Genomic DNA, 23873 nt, shown 5'->3' with positions numbered 1-23873 from the left:
TTTTATTTCCATACACTTATTTAAAACGTCATCCTGATTTGTTTCAGGATCTAATTATCAAAACACCTTAGAAGCTGAAATAAGTTCAGCTTGACGATGATAAGACTTAATTTTTCTTAAGGCTAACTTCTTATTCACTCAATTCCTGCAATTTCTGCAATGCTTTTAAAGCTTTCCCGGAATTTATAGATTCACGTGCAGTTTCAAAAGCATCTTTGATACTAATTTGTTGTGCGGTGGCGATAGCCATCCCGGCGTTGGCACAAACTACATTTTCTTGTGCCCTGGTGCCCTTTCCTTTTAATATATTCACAAAAATTTCTGCGGAACTTTCTATAGAACCACCCCCGGCAATTTCTTCTTGTTTTAGGCCTTCTACTCCAAAATCTTCGGGGTTTAACATGGCTTCAGTATTATTAGAAATGGTTTTAGTATTTCCGGTAAGCGAAATTTCATCATACCCGTCTAAAGCGTGTAAAATAGTAAAATTCTTATCGGTGTTTTGATATAGGTACCCATACATTCTGGCAAGTTCGAGGTTAAAAACCCCAACTAATTGATTTTTGGGAAAAGCCGGGTTTACCATAGGCCCCAACATATTAAAAAAAGTTTTTACCGCTAAAGATTTTCTGATGGGGGCCACATTTTTCATAGCCGGGTGGAATAGGGGAGCGTGCAATACACAAATACCTGCTTCTGCAATGCATTTTTCAAGGAAACCCGCATCATTACTAAATTTTATCCCCAGGCTTTCCATAACATTGGAACTTCCGCTCACCGAAGAAACCCCATAGTTACCATGTTTTGCTACATGTATTCCGGCACCGGCTGTAACAAAGGAGGCCGTTGTGGAAATATTAAATGTATTTTTACCATCACCCCCGGTTCCACAAAGATCTATAGGATTGTAGGCGCTTAAATCTATAGCCATACAAAGTTCTAAAAGCGCATCTCTGAAACCCTCCAGCTCTTCTATGGTAATGCTACGCATCATATAGACGGTTAAAAATGCGGCTATTTGACTTTCGTTGTATTCTCCATTAGAGATGCTAAAAAGTGCTTGCTTGGCTTCATCTTTAGAGATGGTTTCGTGGTTAATAAGCCTGTTTAATAATTCTTTCATATTTAATTTTGTCATTCCCATAAAGATGGGAACCTGTTTAATAAGTCTTGGTCACTCCTACGAATGTAGCAGTCTTTTAATACAATTGTTTTGCTTTTAGAGATTTCCGTCTGCGCGGAAATTACCTAAGCCTTAACCCAATTTTCAATCATTCTTTTACCATCTGGGGTCAATACCGATTCTGGATGAAACTGAACCCCACGAACATCGAATTCACGATGACGCAGCGACATAATTTGGCCATTTTCGTCGTAGGAAGTAGCTTCCAAAGCATCGGGCAGTTCTTTTAAAACCACCCAGGAATGATAGCGCCCCACCTTCATGGTTTTTGGCAAACCTTTAAATAGCGGTTCATCGTCAACACAAAGATTCATAGTAGTGGCAATACCGTGGTAAACCGATTCTAAATTCCCTAACTCTCCTCCAAAAACTTCCCCTATAGCCTGTTGGCCAAGGCATACGCCAAGAATGCTTTTTGATGAAGCAAATTTTTCTATAATGGGTTTTAATAAACCGGCTTCACTGGGAATTCCCGGGCCCGGTGAAAGTAAAACCTTATCATATTTTTCTACTTCTTCCAGCTCCAGCTGGTCGTTTCTTATAACCGTGACCTCACAATTCATTTCTTCTAAATAATGCACAAGATTGTACACAAAAGAATCGTAGTTGTCTATAACTAATATTTTTTTCATTCTACCTGGTGTGAAATTCTGTTTTTAAATACTCAAAATCGCGTCAATCTAAACTCGTTTCAGATTCTAATATGTTAGATCTCTGAATAAATTTGGGAGCTAGCTCCCAAATTTATCCAGGATGACGTATTGTTTTTATTTTTTTAGATATCTTCAGCAATATCCAATGCTTTGGTCAATGCGCCCAATTTATTGTAAACCTCCTGTAATTCGTTTTCTTCAACAGATTCAGAGACTACTCCGGCACCGGCCTGGTAATGCAATTGATGATCTTTACTAACAAAAGATCGAATTATAATGGCGTGGTTGAAATTTCCGTTAAAATCCATAAACCCGATTGCACCTCCATAGGCATCACGATTTACATTTTCATATTTTTCTATAAGCTTCATGGCGCTGTGTTTGGGTGCACCACTTAAGGTTCCCGCCGGAAAAGTATCGGCCACTACCTGCATGGTAGGGGTTTTAACATCTTTGGTACCGGTAACTTTGCTAACTAAGTGAATTACGTGCGAGAAAAACTGAATTTCCCGATATTTTTCCACTTTTACATTATTTCCGTGCCTACTAAGATCATTTCTGGCCAAATCTACCAACATTACGTGTTCGGCGTTTTCTTTTTCATCTGCGGCTAGTTTTTTGGCTAATTCAGCGTCTTCTTCATCATTTCCGGTACGTTTAAAGGTACCGGCTATAGGGTGTATTTCTGCCCGGCCATCCTGAACTACCAATTGTGCTTCAGGAGAACTTCCAAAGATTTTAAAATTTCCGTAGTCAAAATAGAAAAGATAGGGGGAAGGGTTTACACTTCGTAAAGCCCTGTAAACATTGAATTCGTCTCCTTTAAATTTTTGGGAGAACCTTCTGGAAAGTACAATTTGAAAAACATCGCCACGATAGCAGTGTTTTTTGCCGAGTCTTACGTTTGCTTTAAACTCTTCATCGGTAAGGTTAGAAACTGCTTCTTCCTGACGTTCAAAATTATAAGTCGCAAAGTTTTTAACCTTAATAAGTTGCGCTATTTCGTCAATTTTCGAGTCATTATTATAGCGGTGATCAAAAATATAGGCTTCGTTATTAAAATGATTAATGGCTATAATGTTTTGGTATACCGCATAATAAATATCGGGCAGTTGAAGGTCGCCATTGCGCTTTTTGATTTCAAGATCTTCAAAATAGCGAACCCCATCGTAAGCGATATAGCCAAAAAGCCCATTGTTTATAAATTTAAAATCTGAATCTTCGGTATTAAACTGTTTTGAGAATTCCTGGATTTGCCGGGGAACGTTTACTTCAGGAGTGATTTCTGTAGTCTTTTTACTTCCGTCAGGAAAAACTTCGGTAATTACTTCATTTTGAATTTTAATAGAAGCGATAGGGTTACAGCATATATACGAAAAACTATTATCGTTGGCGTGATAATCGCTACTTTCCAGAAGAAGGCTATTGGGATATTTATCCCGTACTTTTAAATAAATACTCACCGGCGTAATGGTATCGGCAAGGAGTTTTTTATGGCTTGTGGTCAATTTAAACATATATTGTTTTTTTATCACTCCGGCAAAGGCGGGAGTCTATTTAGTATATTTTTGTTTGAGTTATTTAAATCTTATAGTCAAATCTTCCCAATCGGGGTTGAAATCGTTTATCAGGTTTATTTTCCAGAGTCGATTCCATTTTTTAAGTTGTTTTTCCCTTTTAATCGCCAACGACGAATATTCGAATTTTTCATAATATACTAGTTTATCAAGTAGGTACCTGCTGCTAAAACTTTTTAGGTTTCGATTTCTATGTTGATATAATCTTTGTTTCAAGTTTCCTGTAATTCCAATATATAGTGTTCCATTTTTACGATTTGTAATGATGTAAACGTGATATTGGTAATAATTTGTCATTTTGATCTTTTTAGGGATTTCCGACTTCTCGGAAATGACTAAAAATTATATAAAAAAAAGGCTTGTCGTGAGACAAGCCTTTTGTATGATTTTATACTATAGCAATGTTACTTCACGACGTTTTGACGTAAATTGTTCCACCACCAAGTATTTGCTATTCTGTTTTTCATTGCTTCAAAGATAGAAAGCCTATTTTAATAACCAAACGAAATTTAAAAAAAGAAAAGCCGAAAAAGTAAATTTAACTTTTTCGGCCCTATTTCTACATTTTAAGTAATTAGAATTTCAATTCAATATTTAAATCGAAATTGTCGTAGATAGTTTGGTCTCCCAATCCGCTGAAGAAACTACCAGAATTGTATTTCACGTTATATTTAGAACGATCTATTGTTAATTTTGTAGTTGCGGTATTATCGTTGTAATCTAAATCGAATGTTATGGGATGGGTAGTGTCTTTAATAGTAAGATCTCCAACTACGCCATAGGTGCCATTATCTTTTTTGGCTACACTTGTAATTACCAGGCTGGAAGTTGGATGATTTTCCACTCCAAAAAAATCATCTGAATTTAAATGGCCTTCCAATCCTTCTTTATCTTTTCCTTTTAGATCTGTAACTGTAATGCTAGACATATCCATTACAAATTCACCACCTACAATCTCATCGTTCTCAAAACGGAGTTTCCCATCTTTTAGGTCTATGGTTCCAGAGTGCGAACCCAAAACTTTCTTTCCCGTCCAGGCAATATTACTGGCCTGCGTATTTATTGACTTTTCCATAATTTATTTTTCTTTTTTATAGCAATTTTCTTCCCGATCCTGTTTAGAATTTTAGGTCTACGTCCAGTTCAAAGTTGTCATAGATGGTTTTATCACCCAGATTATCAAAGAAACTTCCCGAACCGTAACGAACATCGTATTTAGACCTGTCTATGGTTAATTCGGTAGAGGCCGAATTTTTGTCCATCTCTAAATCGAATGTAATTGTATTTGTTTTTTCTTTAATTGTAAGGTCGGCAACTACACCATAAGTATCGTTGCTTTTCTTTGCAACACTGGTGATTACCAATTTTGAACTAGGATAAGTACTTACGCCAAAAAAATCATCAGATTTTAAATGGCCTTCTAACTTTCCTTTGTTTTCGCCTTCAAGGTCGGTTACATTAATTGTGGTCATATCCATAACAAATTCTCCACCTTTAAGCTCACCATTTTCCATAGTGAAATACCCATTTTTTAATTGAATAGTACCCTCGTGAGAACCGGTTACTTTTTCTCCTTCCCACTCAATTTTACTATCTTTTATTTCAATTTTCTTTTCCTGTGCATTTACGCCGGTAAAAGATAGCATCGATACGATAACGGTGGCTGCGAAAGCGCCTTTAAATAGATTCTTTTTCATAATAATTTTTGATTTTAATTAATTTTAGATTTGATTTATATTAAATGGAATAATTCATTTTCTTGTTTTCTCACTTTTTTGGCGTGTTGCATTTGGTCTTCATAGCTTCTATAACCGGCAGTGGCTATTACAGCGGTAGTTAAGTTAGTTCCCGAAATTCCTAACACTTGATCAATTTTTTTGGCGTCAAAACCTTCCATAGGACAGGTGTCAACCTTTAAGTGGGCAGCAGCCGAAAGTAAATTTCCCAGGGCAATATATGCTTGTTTTTGTGCCCATATTTTTTGCTGCTCTTCGGGTTTCTCAACAATATTTGAGGTGAGCATATCTTTTAATCCGCTTAAATCCTGAACTTTCATTTCCCTGATTTTACTAATATTTTCCAGGTAAGAATCAATATAGTTTTCGTTTAGTTTTTTTAGCCCTGCAAAAATAAAAACGTGTGAAGCATCGGTAAGTTGCGACTGGTTCCAGGCAGCTTCTTTAAGTTTTTCTTTTGTCTCTTTATCTGTCACCACAAATACTTCGTATGGTTGTAACCCGTAGGAGGACGCAGAAAGTTGAATACTTTTTTGTAGATAATCTACCTGCTCTTCACTTAGGGATTTTTCGGGGTTAAATTTTTTGGTGGCATATCGCCAATTTAATTTTTCATTATAATTCTCCATTATTTTCTTATTTCGTTTAAACAATTTGTCACGTTCTCTATGTCTTCATTAGTTAAGTTCCTGGTCATTTTAGCTTCTACCGCATCTACTGCCGGATCTGTTTTCTCTAAAAGTTGAAGTCCTTCTTCAGTAATAGTAATTTCTACCTTCCGCCTATTAGATTCGCAAATAACCCTTTCGGCCAAACCTTTAGAGATTAGTTTGTCTACCAATCGGGTAGTGTTGCTCATTTTGCTAACCATACGCTCCTGAATAGTACTTAAGTTGGCCGGCTTGCCTTTTTGCCCACGTAAAATTCTCAAGACGTTAAACTGAGGAATGGAAATATCAAAAGGCTTAAGGGCTTCAGCCACTTTATCATCTATATAATTGGCAGTCACTAATAGTCCAAGGCTTAGTTTTCTCGCTAGTGGTAAATTACTGGTTTTTAATTGATCTTCAAGTTTCATTTGTTCTAACAACATTTGTAGGTACAAATATAAAATGCTTTTATCATTTTAATCAAAAAAAAATGTTAATTTTTAATATGGATATCCTTGCCTATTGAAGTCTTTAATTTTTAAAACTTTCAATATATTTACGGGAAATAAAAAGGAAGATATTAACAAGTTCCCTTTTGGGAATTGAAAAACCAGGAATTTATGAAAGAGCTTAGTCAGGAAGAATGGGCATCACAATTGGAAAAAGATGGCAACGCCGTAATTTTAGATGTAAGAACTGAAGAAGAAGTAGAAGACGGGTATATTCCAACCGCAAAGAACCTTGATATTTATAAAGGTCAGGAATTTGTAAATGAAATTGAAAAGCTGGATAAAGATAAAAATTACTATATCTATTGTCGTTCGGGAAAACGAAGTGCCCAGGCATGCACTATTCTAGATCAAATGGGATTTAAAAATACTTATAACCTGGAAGGTGGTTTTATGGAGTGGGAAGGCGAAAAGGCTGAAGACTAAACACCGGTTAGTTTAAAAATTATAAAGCAGCATTTGAAATCGCAAATGCTGCTTTTTTTATTGTTTATCTTTTAATTATATAGCCCTGTGTTTTGTTGAATTGATAATTTAATCGGGTGAAAATTTGGTTTTTATCGATAAAGTGATAGATTTGATTAATCTATTAACTTTTTTTAACCAAATATTTAAATTTATGATTTTAAACAAATTTAAATCACTCGCGGTAACTGCCTTAGTTGCCACATTTTTATTTTCCTGTTCACAAGATGAACAAAACGATCAGCAAATTGATGAAGAATTGGTGGCCCCCACTTCATCAAATATTATTGAAAGCCAATACATAGTAGTTTTTAATAAAGGAGTTACCGGGGATGCTACTTCAAAATATCCCGAAAGTTATACCAAAGCCCAGGAGGCTGTGGCCAATACTACCAAAAAGCTTTTATCTGAAGCAAATATTGGCGATGCCGAACTTCTTGCAGTTTATAGTAAAACTATTAATGGTGTAGCACTTAAATTAAATCTTGATCAGGTAGAATCATTACGTAAGAAAAAAGAGATTGCTTTTATCGAGGAAGATAGAATAGTACAATTTGCACCACCTTGTGGAACTCCAAATGGTGGTCCTTGTGACGGTGATCCCGGAGATGGAGATGGCGGCGATGGCTCCTCAAGCCAGGTGACTCCCTACGGGATAGCTCGTGTAAATGGAGTTGCTTCTTATACGGGCTCTAATGTAGCCTGGGTAATCGACTCAGGGATTGATACCGATCATCCAGATTTAAATGTTGATGCTTCAAGAGGCTTTAATGCATTTACATCGGGAAGAGATGGTAAGTCTACAGATGATGGGAATGGCCACGGAACACACGTAGCAGGAACCATTGCCGCTTTAAATAATGATATTGGGGTTATTGGAGTGGCTCCCGGAGCTACCGTGATTCCGGTAAAGGTATTAGACAGCCGTGGTAGCGGTTCTTATTCAGGGGTAATTGCCGGGGTAGATCACGTAGCCGCATACGGGAGTGCAGGTGATGTAGCAAATATGAGCCTTGGAGGGCCAACCTCCGCTGCTTTAGATAATGCAGTTCTTTCTGCATCTAAAAAAGGAATTATTTTCGCACTTGCCGCCGGAAATGAAAGTTCTGATGCTAACACAAGTTCACCGGCAAGAGTAAATGGAGCCAATATCTATACTATTTCTGCAATAGATTCTAATGATAATTGGGCTTCTTTTTCTAACTACGGAAATCCTCCGGTAGATTATGCTGCCCCGGGAGTTGCTGTTAATTCTACATGGAAAGGTGGTGGTTACAACTCAATTAGTGGTACCTCTATGGCTTCCCCGCACGCTGCAGGAGTTTTACTTCTAGGAAATGCATCTACCGATGGAAATGTGAATGGAGATCCAGATGGTAATGCCGATCCGATTATTGTTCACTAAAAAACAATAAATTTAATAGATATAGAAAAAAGCTGTCTGAAAAGGTTTTAAAACCGTCATCTTGAATTTATTTCAGAGCCTGCCCCGATTCTTTATCGGGGATCTAACGTGTTGGTAATTAAAAACATGATAGAAGCTGAAATAAGTTCAGCTTGACGGGAATAGACTTTTCAGACAGCCTCTTTCTATTTTCTAATTAGTATCCAGCGAGTACCTATACTTAGCATCTTTAAAATTTCCCCTTTTGCGATGCTGGTAATACTGGTATTGTTTTGAATATCGTCCAGGGTATCTCCGTTTAAAAAATTTAGAGAGGTATTGCTGCTGCCCATAGCTATTAAAACCAATTCGCGACCTCTACAACCGGAAGCATCCGGAATGGTAATAGAAGACGGGCTATTAGTAATTCTCAGGTAGTAAACTTCATCACCAATGTTATAATTTCCACTATGAGTTCCCGTACTCACATAATTTCGGGTATGATTGTATTGCCAATCTACATTCCCCGAATTATCTGAAACTAAAATCTGATTTTCTTCTCCCCGTAATTCCGGTAAAATATATTCCAGGGCTTTAGTTCTACCTATTCCCACCGGACCTTCAAAATAACCCGCAAACACCCTTGAACTTGAGTTTCCCAGGGCACGGGCATAAATTCCATAGATATTGCCCCTGCCGGAAGATTCGCCAATTTCTGTGAAAATCCCATAATTAGAACTGTTAGCACCTTCTGTACGACCTACCGAATTATAAATTCCATAAATTCCCGAACCGCTAGCCCCCTGTGAAGTAGTGTTATAAATGCCATATCTAACCCCATCACCATCTCCCGTAACGTGATTTTTTATACCGTATTTTATAGCATCTGTTTTACTTCTATTAAGTACTTCTATCCCATAGGTGTTTTTTGTTTTGCCGGGATTATTATTATTTATTTCCAGGCCTTTTTTAATATCTTTTGAATCCCCCGGATTTATGGCAATTTGAAGTTTGCTCTCAATTGTTTCGGTACCAATACCTATGTTTCCATTTCTGAATAAGTCATCATTTATATTTCCGGGACTTTCTACGGTACCAGGTTCATAAAAATTAGCCATTTTTGCATCTGAAACTATAGACTTCCATTGCGATTCCGGGTGGTGCCAGTAATAAAAACCGGTAGGCGAAGTGTTAAAATCGGCACTTAAAAAGATAAGCATGCCGTGTTGTTCACTTCCGGGATTTTGTGCCGGGAATTTTTTTACCCTGGGAATAAGGATGCCATCTATTTTTGCGGGATTATTTATATCGGAAGCAATAATATCTAATTGTGCTTCGGGACTGGTCGTGCCAATGCCCACCTGGGAATATGCGGCTATTGAGATAAGCAGAAAGCAATAAAGTATAAAGTTTTTCATCCTACTAAAAAATACCTGTTACGGAATCCTATTTCTTTAGTCAGGAGTGTTTTGGAATTCTAAATATAGTTTTTGAAAACTTTTCTTCTATAGTTCTTTCAATAATAAGGGATTTCCCCGGCCTTAGCCTTATGCTTCTTTTACTTTATTTTGTAGCATTTTTATTTCATCACGATGTTTCGCCGCAGCCATAAAGTCAAGTTCTTTTGCTGCTTTTTCCATCGCTTTCCTTTTCTCCCGAATTCTTTTTTCCAGTTCGGGTTTGCTCATATAGGCAACTTCTTCTTCGGCAGCCTTTGTAGTGAGTGGTTTTTCGGCATCATATACATCTAATTTCTCCTTGATCAAGGTGCTACTTTCAAGTTTTTTAACCAGTGGGGTAGGGTTAATATTATTCTCTTTGTTATAATTTATTTGTTTGGTTCTTCTATATTCAGTCTGGTCAATAGTTTTTTGCATACTATCGGTAATCTTATCGGCATATAAAATGGCTTTACCTTCTACGTGACGAGCCGCACGGCCAATGGTTTGAGTAAGCGAGCGGTTACTTCTTAGAAAACCCTCTTTGTCGGCATCAATAACAGCTACCAGCGAAACTTCAGGGAGGTCGAGTCCTTCTCTTAAAAGGTTTACCCCAATAAGCACATCAAACAATCCACGGCGTAGATCCTGCATTATCTCTACACGTTCCAAAGTGTCTACATCTGAATGGATATAACGACATCTAATATTAATACGCGTAAGGTATTTTGCCAATTCTTCGGCCATTCTTTTGGTTAATGTGGTGACAAGCGTTCTTTGATCTTTTTCAATTCGTGTTTGAATTTCTTCAATAAGATCGTCTATCTGATTTAAGCTCGGTCTCACCTCCACAACCGGGTCCAGAAGTCCGGTTGGTCTAATAACCTGCTCCACATAAATCCCTTCGGTTTTTTGTAATTCGTAATCTGCCGGGGTGGCACTTACATAAATCACCTGGTTTTGCAAGGCCTCAAACTCTTCAAATTTAAGCGGCCTGTTGTCCATTGCGGCAGGAAGCCTAAATCCGTATTCTACGAGGGTTTCTTTTCGGGACCTATCACCGCCGTACATAGCATGTACCTGCGGAATGGTTACGTGACTTTCGTCAACCACCATTAAATAATCATCTGGAAAATAATCCAGCAGGCAGAAAGGCCTTGTACCGGGTTGTCTTCCATCCAAATAGCGAGAATAGTTTTCAATTCCCGAGCAATAGCCCAATTCTCGAATCATTTCAAGGTCAAAATTGGTTCTTTCGTCCAGGCGTTTTGCTTCCAAATGTTTACCAATATCCCTAAAATAGTCTACCTGCTTTACAAGATCGTCCTGAATATGATGAATAGCATTTTGCATTACATCAGGTGAGGTAACAAACATATTGGCGGGATAAATATTCAGGCGTTCATATTTTTCAATAATATCATTTGTTCCGGAATCAAAAGCTTCAATTTCTTCAATTTCATCTCCAAAAAAATGAATTCTAAAAGCATTATCGGCGTAGCTTGGAAAAACATCTACGGTATCTCCTTTTATTCTAAAGTTTCCGTGGGTGAATTCTGCTTCAGTACGGGAATAAAGTCCCTGAACCAATTGGTGTAGGAATTTGGTTCTGGAAATTTCCATATCCTGTTCAATAGTAACTACATTCTTTCTAAATTCTACCGGATTACCAATACCGTATAAACAAGAAACAGATGCCACCACAATTACATCACGTCTTCCACTTAAGAGGGAAGAAGTAGTACTAAGTCTTAATTTTTCAATCTCCTCATTAATGGAGAGGTCCTTTTCAATATATGTTCCAGAAGTAGGAATAAAAGCTTCAGGTTGATAATAATCATAATAGCTTACAAAATACTCTACCGCATTATTCGGAAAAAACTGTTTGAATTCTGAGTAGAGTTGTGCGGCAAGGGTTTTGTTATGGGCCAGGACCAGGGTAGGCTTTTGTACCTCCTGAATAACATTGGCAACAGAAAAAGTTTTTCCCGAGCCTGTTACCCCCAATAAAGTTTGGTACTGGTCGTTATTATCTATTCCACTTACCAGTTGCTCAATAGCTTTAGGCTGGTCTCCGGTAGGCTTGTAATCCGATTCTAACTTAAATTTCATTTTTATTACCCGATATTCAGGATTGAAATGCATGGAAGCATGTCCCGAAATTCATTTTTTTTCTAATTAATACCTCGTGAGTTCATAGCAAGGAAGTACTAAACTAATCAATAATCCTGCCTATTCAAACTCATATGCAATTTGTCAGGTTTTTGAGGTAAAAGATTTAAAATCAGGAGTATGATGTGTTTTTTATGGTTTACAAGTCTCTCTTTTTAAGTAGTTTATAAGATGAAAACACAAAAATAGCCGTCCATAGTAGCACAATAAGCAGTTGATCCCAGTGAATACCGTAATCCTTATCAATTTCAGAGCCTATTTGTGATGCTGCGGTTTGTACGGCCGATAGTCTTGAAAAAGGTTCTTTAATTAAATTGCTCATAGATTCTAGCGGGAAAAACCTTGCAATAGTATCGGCAACTTCAGAGGCTCTAAAGACTTTCCATTTTAAAACTCCGTAAACAATGCTTTCCAAAATCCACCAGATAAAGAGAAAGCCCAATGCAAATGCCGAACGTTTTATGAGAATTCCCAAAAACATACAAAAAGCAAAAAAACCGGTAAGTTTTACAAAATAGGCGATTATATATTCCATATCAGAAAAGATGATGGAAACCTCGGTAAAGTCTGAAAATGACAGTCCTAAAATAAGTGACACAATAAATAGAAAGATAGTAGAAACCAAAGAAAATACCATCACGGTTAGAAACTTAGAGGCGATAAATTCTTTTTTACTAAGTCCGTCTATTAAATTTTGTTTTAGGGTCCTATTGGTATATTCATTAGACATCATGGAGACAATAACAATTGCCAGAAACAGCTTGAGTAAGGCGGCTACGTAGGAGTTAAAATGCCAGATATAGGGAAAATTAAAAATTCCCTGGTCTGCAACCCGAAAATTAATAGCCCCTAAATTGAATTCTATTGATGCTATTAGCGCAATAAATGTTATTAAAATAAAATAGGTTAAAACCAGTATTTTTGCCGATCGGCTATAGCGTAATTTATGGTATTCTATCTCTAAAAGTCGTAACATTATATAGAGGGGGTTTGATTGGTTAATTCCAGGAATTGTTCTTCCAGGCTTTCTTTGCGTTTTACCAGGTAGGATAATGCAAGTCCTTTTTCAAATAAATATGCATTTATAGTTTCGGCATCCATAGGTTCTTTTAGAATGGCGGTAACCACATTTTCTTTTTCCGATACATTTTCTATTCCCGGGTGTGCTATAAGTAATTCCTGTAATAACTGCATATTTTTAGCTTGCAATTCAAAGAATCCATGGCTGGCGTTTATAGCATCTACCGGGCCGCTATAAAGTTTTTTTCCATTTCTTATAATCACCACGTGGGAGCAAACCTTCTCTACTTCATCCAGTAAGTGGGAAGCAAGTAAGATGGTAGTACCTCCTGCGGCAATTTTTCTAATAATTTCCCTAATTTGGTGAATTCCTTGCGGATCGAGCCCATTGGTAGGCTCATCTAAAATAAGGATTTCAGGGTCGTTGAGTAGGGCAGAAGCTATAGCGAGACGCTGCTTCATACCCAGAGAAAATGTTCTAAATTTACTGTCTTTCCTATCCAGCAAGTTTACAATCTCCAATTTTTCTTCAATTTTATCTTTGGGGACATCCTTAATTTTACATACCAAAGCCAGGTTTTGTGTGGCTGTCATATAAGGATAGAAATTAGGATGCTCAATAATGGCACCTACTTTTTTTAAAGCTTCGTGGGTTTTCATATTGCCGCCAAACCAGGCAAATTCCCCAGAGGTTTTATTTACCACATTCAGCACCATACCGAGTGTAGTAGATTTTCCACTTCCGTTAGGGCCTAAAATTCCGTATACGTTACCTTTTTTTATGGTAAAAGACAGGTTGTCTACCGCGGTTAATGCGCCATATTTTTTAGTAAGCTTTTTGAGACTTAAAATTGTTTCCAAAATTGAAGAAAAGTTTAAAGTATGACGACGAAGTTAGGCAATTGTTACAGATTTCTCTTTAGAAAGCTTATTTTTGATAAAAAGCTGATATAATATGGAAGAAAAGCTGATGTCTAAGAAAAAACCATCATTTGCTGTAAATGAACGATTAAATCGATATCTGGCCAAATATAACCGAAATACTAAAATTCCTGTTTTTTATGATGACTTGCTGCGTTTTTCCGGCTCGGTTGTAGTGTACGATCAGCATGATGAAGATACTTTTTGGGTACGCTGTTATTATCCCGATTTTGAGCGGGAAGAAATAGATAATAGCCTAAAGCAGGTGTATACCATTATGCATTCTGATGGTAGTGATGATTCGCTGGAATTTTTAACCGTAGATGCTATAGATTATTGCACTTTTGGCAACTCGAAACCCTTTCGCATTAAGGTGAGAAACATTCTAAATGATAGTTTTACTTATTTCTATGTAAAAAAAGCTGATGCCTCCCGAATCTATGGGCTGGAGTTTGAGCATTTGCTATCCCCACACCGAATAAATTTTTTAGTCTATAAAGACACGTTAATAGAAGAACATATTGCGGGTATTCCCGGAGATGTTTTTATAGAAGATCATTTGCCTTTGTGCGATAACAGGGCACAAACCCAAATCGCCAAACAATTTGTAAAATTCAATGAGCGATGTACGGTAAGGTTGCTGGGAGATATGCGTTCGTATAATTATGTGGTAATTCCTACACACGATTTTGATCATGTAGAATATCAAATAAGGGCCATAGATTTCGATCAGCAGTGTTTTGAAGGAAACCTAAAAGTGTATAGGCCACAATTCTTTAAAGAAAACCTGAAAATGGTGCAGTTGGTACAGGAAAAACTTCAGGAATCTTCAATTGAACAATACCGGAAAGAAGAACGTTCCCTGCTTGCCAAAAGAATAATAAACACCCGTCCGCGCTATAAAGAGTTGTTGCGTTGTATGATAAACGATCATGTTTCTACCCAGGCCAACGTAAAAAGCTTAAGAAAAGACCTGTATAAATATACTAACGATATGAAGTTTAAACGTGCCAGTACCATGGGGCAAATTCTTAGAACAGCATTAGATTTTGTACGTCGTAATTACGAAGACGTAAATATGAAACGTTTGCTGGAAAGTTCATGAAAGAAAAATAGGATATGTGAAAACTTTTCTTAAAATCGTCATCCTGAATTTATTTCAGAGCCTGCCCCGATTTTTTATCGGGGATCTAAAATGTCGATAATCAGAACAGGTTAGAAGCTGAAACAAGTTCAGCTTGATGAAAGCTATACTTTTTATACAACATTTTTAACGTAAAAACAGTTGAAAAAAAAGCCACGAATCCACTATTAATTTTTGTGGATTCGTGGCTACAATTCTTTTTTAAAAAGATGTTTTAGTTTTTTTCTTCTTTATTAAAATAAACCAGGTAATAATACATCTGTTTTTCTTCGTCCCAGCCTTTTTCAACAAATTTATCGGCCGACTCGGCATTTACAAAATCCATTTTAATCTGGATGTTTGTATCAAGGTTTATAACACTTTTAATTTTCTTGCGGGCATCTGTTACCGCTTTGTTGGCTATAGGGAAATTGGTAAGATCTTCAATCTTATATTTAGGAGCCTTTTCGGTTTTGTAATGTTGAAATTCAGGCACTAAATCTGGATTATCTATAACTGAATTTAAGAAGTTACTTTCTTCAAAATCGTCATTTTTAGCGAAGTAATCCATACTTCGGTTCATGAACATGACTTCTTCTTTTTTGTCTTCAGCAGGTAAAACCACGTCTTTGGCAAAGTTCTTACAGAAGTTTAAGTAACTTTTGGTGTTGTAATTTTCATCGCGCATTACATCTACTCCTAAAAAGTTTTCCAGCCAGTATTTGGTGTCATATTTATTAGAGTCTACCGAAAGGATTTTATAACCTTCAGCACGGTTTTTATTGAAAATTAGCGCACCTTTATCTAACTTATTTAAGTTGATTCCCTGTTTAACAATCATCTCCAGGATACTGCCATTTTCTTCAAACTGAAGAAAATCATGTTTTAACTCAGATTTAAAAATGCCAATTCCTGAAACTTTCTCATTATCAATTTGTAGGTTCTCAAAATAGACTACATAAACTTCTCCACTTTTAATATGCGGATGGGCAGATTGCTCAAATAATAGTGTTGTAATTTTCTTAGAAGCTTCGTGTATGTTGTCTGGATTATCAAATACAGCATTGGCTAAATTATAAAGTTCGTTGAACTCAAGATCTGTATCGTGAGAAAATTGGAAATAATTTTCTTCCTTTTCTCTAAAAGGTTTTAGGAAATACTCCTTAATTAGTGGAGTGATTTCATCATTTAATTGATAAGGAGCAGACGAAAGAAAAATATTTTCATTTCGGCTTTTATTGCCAACTCTATGAATAGACAGCGATTCAATTTGCGCATTAAAAAGATTAATCATTCGGTATATAATTTTTTCAATTCCGTTTCGAATATACGAGATAAACCAAAGCGGAAATTTTATTTGTTGTTTATTGGCACTGCCAAAGGGTGTAATACCCGGAGACATGCCTCGAAATTAAAAATTTGTTTCCATCGAATGCCTCGTGGTAATAAGACCTTTAACTACTATGAAGTTTGAAATCTGAATACCCACGACGCTTGGAGACCGGTACAGTAAACAGTCAAGTTACACTTATTTAAGACGCCGAAGCGAGTTAGGAATGATTCCTCCGAAATCAGTTCCAGTTTTCATCAAACGAAAGGTCGTCGTAATCGTTGGTATTAAAACCCTGGTCAAAAATATCACCAGAACCGCCATCGCCATCATCCTCGCCTACAAAATCTTTATCTGGTGCATTGTCTGGAATTTGCCCGTGTACAAACATAAGGTTGGGGTAATCTCTTCCATCTTCAATTTCGCCAATCTGTGCTAACTCTATTAAAAAGGTCCACATTTTTAGAAAGTCGTACACATAGATTATGTTTCTATTATCTTCATCTAAAATAGATTCCAGACTGGTTTCGTTCATCAATCTAACTTCACCACCCATATCAAACTGCGAAAATTCTTCGCCTTGTTCCCATTTTTCGTCACTTAAGTAGAATGAGGCCATCTCGGTACCATCAAAACCAAACGACTGTAGAATGGTGTTATGAAGATCTTCCAGGGTGTTGTCTTTTAGTATTTCTATATCTCTAAATACATCTTCCTCTGCATCAAGAATTACTCTAAATCGGTAAACCATAATTTCAAATTTTAGGGGGCAAAGTTACGAAGTTTTCAACTTTCTGCCGGCGGTAAAGCTTTCCAATAATAAATAAAATTGGAATCCAAACAAAGCCGAGGCGATTACTAAATGTAGCGATTGGGTTGTAAAAGGAAAATCGAAATTATACATGGCAATTCCCGTTATAATTTCGAGGGCTATTAGCCATAGTACCCAGTTTATTTTTCCAAAATTAAGTTGAAGTTTACGGTTTTTCCACCAAAGTACAAGGTTTACCAGTATTACAAGAATGGAGAAACTTCGGTGAATGTAAAATGTTATATCAGGATTTGCCAGCCACATTTCCCTGGCATCATAACCAAATGCTTTTATTTGTTCATCTACAATTTGCCTTACTTGAGTTCCTAAAACCACTTGAATTAAGGTAAGTGCAAGAGCCAAAACCATTAAGTTTTTAAAGGTTTTATTAGGTCTTTTAGATCGTTGTTTTTCTCCTGAAATATAGAGTAAATAAAGTAAAACCGCTACAATTACCAGGGCCATAACCATGTGTATGGTGATTCTAACCGGAGATAGAACCGAATAAACAACGGTGGCACCCAGCCATGCCTGGAACCCCATAAGAAATACACTAAGCCAGGAGAGCAAAGTGATTTTTTTGTTGCTTTTCCATTTTCTGAAAGAAAGTATAGCCATAATAAGCACGGCAAAACCAGCCAAAGCACCTGCCAACCTGTTGATATATTCTACCCAGGTATGTACGGGGTTAAAAATGGCATAATCGTGTTTGGTATAGGTGCTCCAATTTTCTTCGTTATAAACTTCTTTTGATGTGAAGTCCTCTGCAGCTACTTTTAAAGTTTCGTCAACAATAATTACCTGGCCTCTTTCATACTCCCTATTAGCCTGAAATTCCAATTCTGAGACTTCTGTTGGGGGAATGTAATAGCCGAAACATTTTGGCCAATCTGGGCAGCCCATTCCAGAGCCTGTCATTCTAACAACTGCACCGGCAACTATAACCAGGTATACGAGTATGAGGGAAATTTTAACCGATTTTCTATACATTTTTTTAAACTTTATTGGCACCGCCAAAGGGTGTAATACCCCAAGGCTTGGCTCGAAATTAAAAATTTGTTTCCAAAGAATGCCTCGTGGGCATGCTCAGAGGTAGTTTACTTTTTAACTCGATAATAGATATTTCAATATTTCGAGGCTAGCTTTAAAAATAAAACAATGCTTTTAAAATTTTACCTCTTAAGCCCACTGCCTACTGAGACTGCCTACTGAGACTGCTTACTGGCCACTGTTAACCCAAGTTCTTTTCCTTTTTTTAGCATTAAATTCCTTGCGGCTTCATGTTCATTTGGAATTTCTCCTTCCAGAATTGCTTCTTTAATGGCATCTTTTATAATACCAATTTCTCGCGAGGGCTTAATATTAAAAGTCTCCATAATTTCTTCGCCGGTAACCGGGGGTTGGAAATTACGCACCTGGTCACGCTCTTCCACCTCTTTCATTTTACTGCGAACCACTTTAAAATTGTTATGATACTTTTTAAAACGATTAGGGTTTTTAGTGGTGATATCGGCCTCACAGAGTGTCATTAGGTCTTCAATATCTTCACCAGCATCAAAGATAAGTCGGCGCACGGCCGAGTCGGTTACGTCATTGTCTACAATAGCTATGGGGCGTGAACTCATTAATACCAATTTCTGTACATATTTCATCTTCTCATTAAGCGGCAGGCGAAGTCGTTTAAAGAGTTTAAATACCATTTTCGCGCCCACAAACTCATGACCGTGAAAGGTCCACCCAATTTTCTTATGAAATTTTTTGGTAGGGGCTTTCCCAATATCGTGCAATAAGGCTGCCCAGCGTAGCCAGAGATCATCGGTGTTTTTGGCAATATTGTCTACCACTTCTAAAGTGTGCCAAAAATTGTCTTTGTGTCGTTGGCCTTCAATTTCATCAATTCCTTCCAGGGCCGTAAGTTCGGGTAAAATAATATCTAGCAAGCCTGTTTTGTGCAGCAAAGAAAATCCTTTTGATGGCTTATTGGCGAGCATTATTTTATGCAGCTCTTCTGTAATTCTTTCTTTGGAGATAATGCGTATGCGTTTCCTGTTTCTGGTAATAGCATCTAAGGACTCTTTTTCAATTTTAAAATTTAGTTGTGTGGCAAATCTAATGGCCCGCAGCATACGCAAGGGATCGTCAGAATAAGTTATATCGGGGTCCAGTGGAGTTTTAATGATTTTGGACTGAAGATCTTCAATGCCATTAAAAGGGTCTAAAAGATTTCCGAAGTTATCCTCATTTAATCCCAATGCGAGTGCATTTATAGTAAAATCACGCCGGTTTTGGTCGTCTTCCAAACTTCCATCTTCCACAAGGGGCTTTCTACTCTCTTTTTGATAACTTTCTTTACGAGCGCCCACAAACTCTATTTCCATATCATAAGCCCGTAACATTGCGGTTCCATAATTTTTGAAAACCTGTACTTTGGGTTTATGCGGTAGTATTTGGGCTACCTTTTTAGCGAGTTGAATACCGCTGCCAACTGCAACAATGTCTATATCTTTAGGGGTGCCTCGTTGCAAAATATGATCGCGCACAAAACCTCCAATAACGTAGCTTTCAAGATTTATTTCTTCTGAAGCCTGGGTGATGACCCTAAAAATATTATGGGATAACGCGCTTTTATAATTCTTCACTATTTTAATTTCTTTTGAAATTTCCTGTTATCAATATGTAATTAAATGATACTGGAAAATTATATCTTTTCTAGCCACGAATACACAAATATTTATAGTACAATTTTTTTGTGATCTAATAAATCTTTGTGGAAGTTGGCTAATATGGCTAATCTGTTTTTAAAAACCTCTAAATAATTAATACATTGAGCAATATGCTTATCGTAAATATTCTCTATAGACTTTATTTCTAAAATTATTTTATCAAAAGCGATAAAATCAGCATAGAATTTGTGTCTCAGAACAACTCCTTTATAGGTGACTGAGTATTCTTTTTCTCTTTCAAAGGGAATATTCAGCGGATTAAACTCAAGTTCTAATGCATCTTTATAAACTATTTCAGAAAAGCCACTTCCTAAATTATTATATACATTGAATAGTGCGCCAACAATGGCATAACTTTCATCTTTATATATAATATCGGACATAATTCGAGTATTCGTGGCGAAATAATCTATTTTCTAATCACTTTAACCTTACCATCGTTACTTAATTTAATGATAGTAGAGGGTTTAGCCGATTTCTTATTTTTTTGCAAATTTACTATATAGTCCACACCTTCTAAAATTTCAGGACTAATTTTGGCGAAACTTTCCGGTGTTTTTTCACCACTAATGTTTGCCGAGGTAGAAACGATAGGTTTCCTAAATCTTTTTGCTAAATCATTGCTGAATTTATCTTTGGAAACCCTAATAGCCAGGGAATTATGAGCGCCTATTAGGTTTTCGGCCACACGAATTGGATTATCGTAAATAACGGTGGTAGGTTTTCGGGCAAATTTTAAAATGTCGTAAGCTACTTCCGGTACATCTTCCACAAATTGGTTGAGCATTTTATAATCTGAAACCAAACAAATTAAGGCCTGACTTTCGTGGCGTTTTTTTAGTTTATACACTTTTTCTACCGCTTCAGGATTGGTGGCGTCACAGCCAATTCCCCAAACTGTATCGGTAGGATAAAGTATAAGCCCGCCGCGTTTTAAGATAGTAAGGGCGTTTTGTATTTCTGTTTTAAGATCTTCCATATAAAATGTTTTTGTATTCGTGTAGTGTTTTTTGCGCCATTTGTTTTGTGGTGAAATTTTCTACCACTTTTCGATGGGCGTTTTGGGTAAACCTAAGGCTTATATTGGTTTCTTTTGCCAAAAATAGGATGTGTTCGCTTAATTTTTTAGGATCTGTCGCATCAGCTAAAAGTCCGTTTTCCATATGGCTCACAATTTCGGGAATTCCTCCAACATTTGTGGCTATAACTGGAGTTTTATGGTAGAAAGCTTCATAAATTACATTAGGGACACCTTCAGAATTAGAGGTGAGCAGTAACATATCTAATTGTGATATTAGGTTTGCGGCATTTTCTTTAAAGCCCAAAAAACTGATAGAGGCTTCTAAATTATTAACTTTTACCTGTTCGAGTAATGCGGCAGTTTCAGAAGTAAAATATCCAATTTGTACAAAGTGAAATTTTTGACCGTTTTGCCGGTTTATTATTTGTTTGGCAGTTTCAATGAAAGTAGAAAGGTCCTTAGCAGGAATATGATTGCCAATATTTCCTACCAGAATATAATCTTCGGTTAAGCCAAGTTTGTTTCGAAGATTACCATCAGGGCTAAGCTGTTTTTGTTTTTCAACAGAAATACCGTGATAAATGGTTCTTAAACGATTTTTATCTTTAATGCTTTCTGCAGTGATCTCTTTGGTTTTATGCGAAACGCACAGAATGCGTTTAATTTTTGGATAGTTGTATTTGTAAAGTGTTTGCTTTCTGTTTTTGATGGGAAAAGAGGTCTTTTTGCTAAAAACCATTGGCGGTAAATTATAGAATTTATCGGCCAAAACGACCAGGGCAAGTGCTTTTGGATCGTGAATATGAATAAGGTCTATTCGCCTGGTCTTGCAAATTTGTATAATCTTTAAACTGTAACGAACATCGAAATTAAAGCGAAGTGGTGAAGTTTTGAACTTTAATTGATTCTTTTTGAGTCTTTTATGAAACAATCCATTTTTTACGCATAGAATTAGATTTTCCACTTCGGGAGCCTCATTTTTAAAGGCTTCACACAGCAATTCGATTTGGTTTTCACCGCCCCCCCAATTTTTTACTGCCGATAAATGAAGGATTTTCATTAGGTCTTTCTCTTTATTCGTTGCTGCAATGTTTATATTTGTCGATTATTAAAAACTTAATTTTTTGATTAGTCAAGCCTTAATGCGGTGGTAAAAATACTAATTTACACTGCGATATTTAGCTAATCTTTCGGTCTAATTCGGAGATGGTGTTATTATTAAAAGCTTTAACTTTATTTGTTGATGAAGATTTTCATTTCAAAATATCATAAATTATCCAAGAAGAACATCGAAGAAATTCTGTTGAATTTTAATGCTATTGGGCAGTCGTTTTTTGCAGGAAAAAAACATCGCAGAAACCATATTAAAATAATTGAAAAAGAGGGGGAGAAATTCAATATAAAGTCTTTTAAACAGCCTAACTTCATTAACAGGTATGTGTATGTACTTTTTAGGGAATCTAAAGCTGAGCGCTCGTTTAAATATGCAGAAAAACTCATTAAAAAAGGAATTGGAACCCCTAAGCCTATTGCTTTTGCTGAAGAAGTTGTTAAGGGAGCTCTTACTAAAAGTTTTTATATCAGCGAGCATTTAGATTATGATCTTACTTTTAGGGATTTAGATTTGACAATACCCGGCCACGAAGATATTTTACGTGCTTTTACCCGTTTCACCTTTAAACTTCATGAAAATAATATTGAGTTTTTGGACCATAGCCCCGGTAACACTTTAATTCAGCTAAATAACGGCGATTATAAGTTTTACCTGGTAGATTTAAATAGAATGAACTTTAAACCGCTTAATTTTACCGGGCGGATGAAAAATTTTGCCAGGCTTACTCCCGATAATGAAAAGATTGAAATTATGGCCGATGAATATGCAGAACTCATAGAAAAGTCGGAAACCAAGGTCTTTAAAAAAATGTGGTTTTTTGCCCATTCTTTTTTTGTAAAAAGGGCTAAGAATAGGGAACTGAAGCAAAGGTTTAAAAATTTTGTCGGAATTAAATAAGCGAATATAAAATTAAGGTTCTTGTTCTAAAGTTTTGAAATTGATATTTTCAACTAAATAACATCAAGAAATCTTAGAGTTTTTTTGTAGTATTAACCAAAGTTTAAAGTAAGCTCTTCCAATAAGAAATGAATTATTTCTTTAGGAGGGTTATGAATAAAATTAAAATGTTTAGCTCAATAAAATGAGGTGATGTTTTAAGTTTAAAATAGTCATTTATAATTTAGAATAATGTTTCAGCACTATATTGTTACTCGTTTCAATTTAAGAGCGAAAGACTGGACTACTACAAAAAATAATGAAGAAGTGCTAACTGATGAATGGTTAGAGGAGCGTTTTGATTTATTCGAGAATTATTGTTTTGCATCGGTAAAAAACCAAACTAACCAAAACTTTAAGTGGTTGGTTTTTTTTGATATTAATACTCCTGAAATCTATAAACAGAAGGTAGTAGATTACAAAAGTGACTACGAAAATTTTGTTCCCGTTTTTATTGACGGTATGAAAAATTTCCTTCCCGAAATTGTAAAAACTATTAGTAATCTTGATTCCCAGGAATATATAATAACCTCACGGCTAGATAACGACGATTGTATTCACCAGAATTATACAGATGTTGTGCAAAGTTATTTTAGTAAACAAGAGCATCAAGCGCTTGATATAATTGATGGTTATACTTTAGAAACCGGTAAAAATACCCGTTTGGGTGCTTTAAGAAAATTAAATAATCCATTTATTAGTCTTATAGAAAAGAAAGATGATTTTAAAACTGTTTGGTTTCGAAATCGTCATGGCTCCTGGAAGTATGAAAAAAATCTGGTTAGAATAAAAAATCAAAGACTCTGGTTAAGTATAATTCATTCTAAAAATAAAGTGAATAGATTTTGGGGATATGGAAATATAAACCCTGAAAAAATCTATGATTTTAATATTTCTAAAACCCGAACAACAGAAATCTTTAAAAGTTTAGTGAGTTTTAATTCATGGCGATTATTGAGTTTTAAAAATAGGGTAAAGTTAATTAGCAAAGAAGTTTACAAAAAAATTAAAGCGGCTATAGGGCTTTATAGAAATACCTGAATTAAATAAAGTACAGGAACTTCTCTAATTTACTCCATAATCTGGATTTAATGCTTCAAGGCTTG

At 36.2% G+C, this 23873-nt stretch carries 24 protein-coding genes; 5 read left to right on the top strand and 19 right to left on the bottom strand.

Annotated features, from left to right (window positions below):
- Positions 1–130 precede the first annotated feature (130 nt).
- From trpD to GUB10_RS08505, 8 genes are all read right to left on the bottom strand, one after another.
- Positions 131–1123 (bottom strand): anthranilate phosphoribosyltransferase, encoded by a 993-nt coding sequence (gene trpD / locus GUB10_RS08540; RefSeq protein ID WP_193711018.1) that lies wholly within the window; start codon positions 1121–1123, stop codon positions 131–133.
- A 125-nt stretch (positions 1124–1248) separates the two neighbouring features.
- Positions 1249–1815, bottom strand: coding sequence for an aminodeoxychorismate/anthranilate synthase component II (locus GUB10_RS08535; RefSeq protein ID WP_193711017.1), 567 nt, complete (start codon positions 1813–1815; stop codon positions 1249–1251).
- A gap of 143 nt (positions 1816–1958) precedes the next feature.
- Positions 1959–3353, bottom strand: coding sequence for an anthranilate synthase component I family protein (locus GUB10_RS08530; protein ID WP_193711016.1), 1395 nt, complete (start codon positions 3351–3353; stop codon positions 1959–1961).
- Between the two features lie 60 nt (positions 3354–3413).
- A complete protein-coding gene (locus GUB10_RS08525; protein ID WP_193711015.1) occupies positions 3414–3710 on the bottom strand; it encodes a GIY-YIG nuclease family protein in 297 nt (98 codons plus the stop codon).
- Between the two features lie 277 nt (positions 3711–3987).
- Positions 3988–4488 (bottom strand): YceI family protein, encoded by a 501-nt coding sequence (locus GUB10_RS08520; RefSeq protein WP_193711014.1) that lies wholly within the window; start codon positions 4486–4488, stop codon positions 3988–3990.
- A gap of 43 nt (positions 4489–4531) precedes the next feature.
- Positions 4532–5110, bottom strand: a complete 579-nt coding sequence (locus GUB10_RS08515; protein WP_193711013.1) for a YceI family protein — start codon at positions 5108–5110, stop codon at positions 4532–4534.
- A gap of 35 nt (positions 5111–5145) precedes the next feature.
- The gene (locus GUB10_RS08510; protein WP_193711012.1) at positions 5146–5778 is read right to left on the bottom strand and encodes an NAD(P)H-dependent oxidoreductase; all 633 of its coding nucleotides are present in this window, start codon (positions 5776–5778) and stop codon (positions 5146–5148) included.
- Positions 5778–6227 carry a MarR family winged helix-turn-helix transcriptional regulator gene (locus GUB10_RS08505; RefSeq protein ID WP_193711011.1) on the bottom strand — a complete coding sequence of 150 codons (450 nt, stop codon included), beginning with the start codon at positions 6225–6227 and terminating at the stop codon, positions 5778–5780. Before GUB10_RS08505 ends, GUB10_RS08510 begins: the two co-directional genes overlap by 1 nt.
- Positions 6228–6419: 192 nt before the next feature.
- Here GUB10_RS08505 and GUB10_RS08500 point away from each other — a divergent pair, with 192 nt between their 5' ends.
- Together GUB10_RS08500 and GUB10_RS08495 are read left to right on the top strand one after the other, a co-directional pair.
- The gene (locus tag GUB10_RS08500) at positions 6420–6734 is read left to right on the top strand and encodes a rhodanese-like domain-containing protein (RefSeq protein WP_193711010.1); all 315 of its coding nucleotides are present in this window, start codon (positions 6420–6422) and stop codon (positions 6732–6734) included.
- Positions 6735–6927: 193 nt separating this feature from the next.
- Entirely contained in the window at positions 6928–8178 is a 1251-nt protein-coding gene (locus GUB10_RS08495; protein WP_193711009.1) for a S8 family peptidase, read from the top strand.
- Positions 8179–8363: 185 nt separating this feature from the next.
- On the opposite strand, the gene GUB10_RS08490 is transcribed toward GUB10_RS08495, so the two are convergent.
- The 4 genes from GUB10_RS08490 to GUB10_RS08475 all read right to left on the bottom strand — a co-directional run bounded on the left by GUB10_RS08490 (position 8364) and on the right by GUB10_RS08475 (position 13649).
- Positions 8364–9575, bottom strand: a complete 1212-nt coding sequence (locus GUB10_RS08490) for a hypothetical protein (protein WP_193711008.1) — start codon at positions 9573–9575, stop codon at positions 8364–8366.
- Between the two features lie 129 nt (positions 9576–9704).
- Entirely contained in the window at positions 9705–11708 is a 2004-nt protein-coding gene (gene uvrB, locus GUB10_RS08485; RefSeq protein ID WP_227740352.1) for an excinuclease ABC subunit UvrB, read from the bottom strand.
- A gap of 199 nt (positions 11709–11907) precedes the next feature.
- Positions 11908–12744, bottom strand: coding sequence for an ABC transporter permease (locus GUB10_RS08480; protein ID WP_193711007.1), 837 nt, complete (start codon positions 12742–12744; stop codon positions 11908–11910).
- Positions 12744–13649 carry an ABC transporter ATP-binding protein gene (locus GUB10_RS08475; RefSeq protein WP_193711006.1) on the bottom strand — a complete coding sequence of 302 codons (906 nt, stop codon included), beginning with the start codon at positions 13647–13649 and terminating at the stop codon, positions 12744–12746. Before GUB10_RS08475 ends, GUB10_RS08480 begins: the two co-directional genes overlap by 1 nt.
- Positions 13650–13743: 94 nt before the next feature.
- Here GUB10_RS08475 and GUB10_RS08470 point away from each other — a divergent pair, with 94 nt between their 5' ends.
- On the top strand, positions 13744–14814 hold the full coding sequence (locus GUB10_RS08470; protein WP_193711005.1) for a hypothetical protein: 1071 nt from the start codon (positions 13744–13746) through the stop codon (positions 14812–14814).
- A gap of 253 nt (positions 14815–15067) precedes the next feature.
- Here GUB10_RS08470 and GUB10_RS08465 read toward each other — a convergent pair whose 3' ends face one another.
- The 7 genes from GUB10_RS08465 to GUB10_RS08435 all read right to left on the bottom strand — a co-directional run bounded on the left by GUB10_RS08465 (position 15068) and on the right by GUB10_RS08435 (position 21777).
- Positions 15068–16126, bottom strand: coding sequence for a nucleoid-associated protein (locus GUB10_RS08465; RefSeq protein ID WP_193711245.1), 1059 nt, complete (start codon positions 16124–16126; stop codon positions 15068–15070).
- Positions 16127–16403: 277 nt separating this feature from the next.
- Positions 16404–16913, bottom strand: a complete 510-nt coding sequence (locus GUB10_RS08460) for a hypothetical protein (protein ID WP_193711004.1) — start codon at positions 16911–16913, stop codon at positions 16404–16406.
- Between the two features lie 24 nt (positions 16914–16937).
- Positions 16938–17963 (bottom strand): heme A synthase, encoded by a 1026-nt coding sequence (locus GUB10_RS08455; RefSeq protein ID WP_193711003.1) that lies wholly within the window; start codon positions 17961–17963, stop codon positions 16938–16940.
- A gap of 215 nt (positions 17964–18178) precedes the next feature.
- Positions 18179–19612 (bottom strand): CCA tRNA nucleotidyltransferase, encoded by a 1434-nt coding sequence (locus GUB10_RS08450; protein WP_370591083.1) that lies wholly within the window; start codon positions 19610–19612, stop codon positions 18179–18181.
- Positions 19613–19704: 92 nt separating this feature from the next.
- A complete protein-coding gene (locus GUB10_RS08445; protein ID WP_193711002.1) occupies positions 19705–20079 on the bottom strand; it encodes a GxxExxY protein in 375 nt (124 codons plus the stop codon).
- A gap of 26 nt (positions 20080–20105) precedes the next feature.
- Entirely contained in the window at positions 20106–20675 is a 570-nt protein-coding gene (locus GUB10_RS08440) for an L-threonylcarbamoyladenylate synthase (RefSeq protein ID WP_193711001.1), read from the bottom strand.
- Positions 20662–21777, bottom strand: coding sequence for a glycosyltransferase family 4 protein (locus GUB10_RS08435; RefSeq protein ID WP_193711000.1), 1116 nt, complete (start codon positions 21775–21777; stop codon positions 20662–20664). The genes GUB10_RS08440 and GUB10_RS08435 overlap by 14 nt, the downstream gene beginning before the upstream one ends.
- A gap of 183 nt (positions 21778–21960) precedes the next feature.
- Between GUB10_RS08435 and GUB10_RS08430 the strand changes: the two genes are divergently transcribed.
- Entirely contained in the window at positions 21961–22728 is a 768-nt protein-coding gene (locus GUB10_RS08430) for a lipopolysaccharide kinase InaA family protein (protein ID WP_193710999.1), read from the top strand.
- A 231-nt stretch (positions 22729–22959) separates the two neighbouring features.
- On the top strand, positions 22960–23808 hold the full coding sequence (locus tag GUB10_RS08425) for a glycosyltransferase (protein WP_193710998.1): 849 nt from the start codon (positions 22960–22962) through the stop codon (positions 23806–23808).
- The last annotated feature ends 65 nt before the right edge of the window (positions 23809–23873 follow it).

The sequence above is a fragment of the Salegentibacter sp. BLCTC genome (assembly GCF_015143665.1).
Taxonomy (GTDB): Bacteria; Bacteroidota; Bacteroidia; order Flavobacteriales; family Flavobacteriaceae; genus Salegentibacter; species Salegentibacter maritimus.
This window is presented reverse-complemented; position numbering and strand designations above follow the sequence as displayed.

What these genes read in the sequence shown, in the direction of transcription:
- trpD (WP_193711018.1), bottom strand. Translation starts at nt 1,123, where the DNA reads ATGAAAGAATTATTAAACAGGCTTATTAACCACGAAACCATCTCTAAA.
- GUB10_RS08535 (WP_193711017.1), bottom strand. Translation starts at nt 1,815, where the DNA reads ATGAAAAAAATATTAGTTATAGACAACTACGATTCTTTTGTGTACAAT.
- GUB10_RS08530 (WP_193711016.1), bottom strand. Translation starts at nt 3,353, where the DNA reads ATGTTTAAATTGACCACAAGCCATAAAAAACTCCTTGCCGATACCATT.
- GUB10_RS08525 (WP_193711015.1), bottom strand. Translation starts at nt 3,710, where the DNA reads ATGACAAATTATTACCAATATCACGTTTACATCATTACAAATCGTAAA.
- GUB10_RS08520 (WP_193711014.1), bottom strand. Translation starts at nt 4,488, where the DNA reads ATGGAAAAGTCAATAAATACGCAGGCCAGTAATATTGCCTGGACGGGA.
- GUB10_RS08515 (WP_193711013.1), bottom strand. Translation starts at nt 5,110, where the DNA reads ATGAAAAAGAATCTATTTAAAGGCGCTTTCGCAGCCACCGTTATCGTA.
- GUB10_RS08510 (WP_193711012.1), bottom strand. Translation starts at nt 5,778, where the DNA reads ATGGAGAATTATAATGAAAAATTAAATTGGCGATATGCCACCAAAAAA.
- GUB10_RS08505 (WP_193711011.1), bottom strand. Translation starts at nt 6,227, where the DNA reads ATGAAACTTGAAGATCAATTAAAAACCAGTAATTTACCACTAGCGAGA.
- GUB10_RS08500 (WP_193711010.1), top strand. Translation starts at nt 6,420, where the DNA reads ATGAAAGAGCTTAGTCAGGAAGAATGGGCATCACAATTGGAAAAAGAT.
- GUB10_RS08495 (WP_193711009.1), top strand. Translation starts at nt 6,928, where the DNA reads ATGATTTTAAACAAATTTAAATCACTCGCGGTAACTGCCTTAGTTGCC.
- GUB10_RS08490 (WP_193711008.1), bottom strand. Translation starts at nt 9,575, where the DNA reads ATGAAAAACTTTATACTTTATTGCTTTCTGCTTATCTCAATAGCCGCA.
- uvrB (WP_227740352.1), bottom strand. Translation starts at nt 11,708, where the DNA reads ATGAAATTTAAGTTAGAATCGGATTACAAGCCTACCGGAGACCAGCCT.
- GUB10_RS08480 (WP_193711007.1), bottom strand. Translation starts at nt 12,744, where the DNA reads ATGTTACGACTTTTAGAGATAGAATACCATAAATTACGCTATAGCCGA.
- GUB10_RS08470 (WP_193711005.1), top strand. Translation starts at nt 13,744, where the DNA reads ATGGAAGAAAAGCTGATGTCTAAGAAAAAACCATCATTTGCTGTAAAT.
- GUB10_RS08465 (WP_193711245.1), bottom strand. Translation starts at nt 16,126, where the DNA reads ATGATTAATCTTTTTAATGCGCAAATTGAATCGCTGTCTATTCATAGA.
- GUB10_RS08460 (WP_193711004.1), bottom strand. Translation starts at nt 16,913, where the DNA reads ATGGTTTACCGATTTAGAGTAATTCTTGATGCAGAGGAAGATGTATTT.
- GUB10_RS08455 (WP_193711003.1), bottom strand. Translation starts at nt 17,963, where the DNA reads ATGTATAGAAAATCGGTTAAAATTTCCCTCATACTCGTATACCTGGTT.
- GUB10_RS08445 (WP_193711002.1), bottom strand. Translation starts at nt 20,079, where the DNA reads ATGTCCGATATTATATATAAAGATGAAAGTTATGCCATTGTTGGCGCA.
- GUB10_RS08440 (WP_193711001.1), bottom strand. Translation starts at nt 20,675, where the DNA reads ATGGAAGATCTTAAAACAGAAATACAAAACGCCCTTACTATCTTAAAA.
- GUB10_RS08435 (WP_193711000.1), bottom strand. Translation starts at nt 21,777, where the DNA reads ATGAAAATCCTTCATTTATCGGCAGTAAAAAATTGGGGGGGCGGTGAA.
- GUB10_RS08430 (WP_193710999.1), top strand. Translation starts at nt 21,961, where the DNA reads ATGAAGATTTTCATTTCAAAATATCATAAATTATCCAAGAAGAACATC.
- GUB10_RS08425 (WP_193710998.1), top strand. Translation starts at nt 22,960, where the DNA reads ATGTTTCAGCACTATATTGTTACTCGTTTCAATTTAAGAGCGAAAGAC.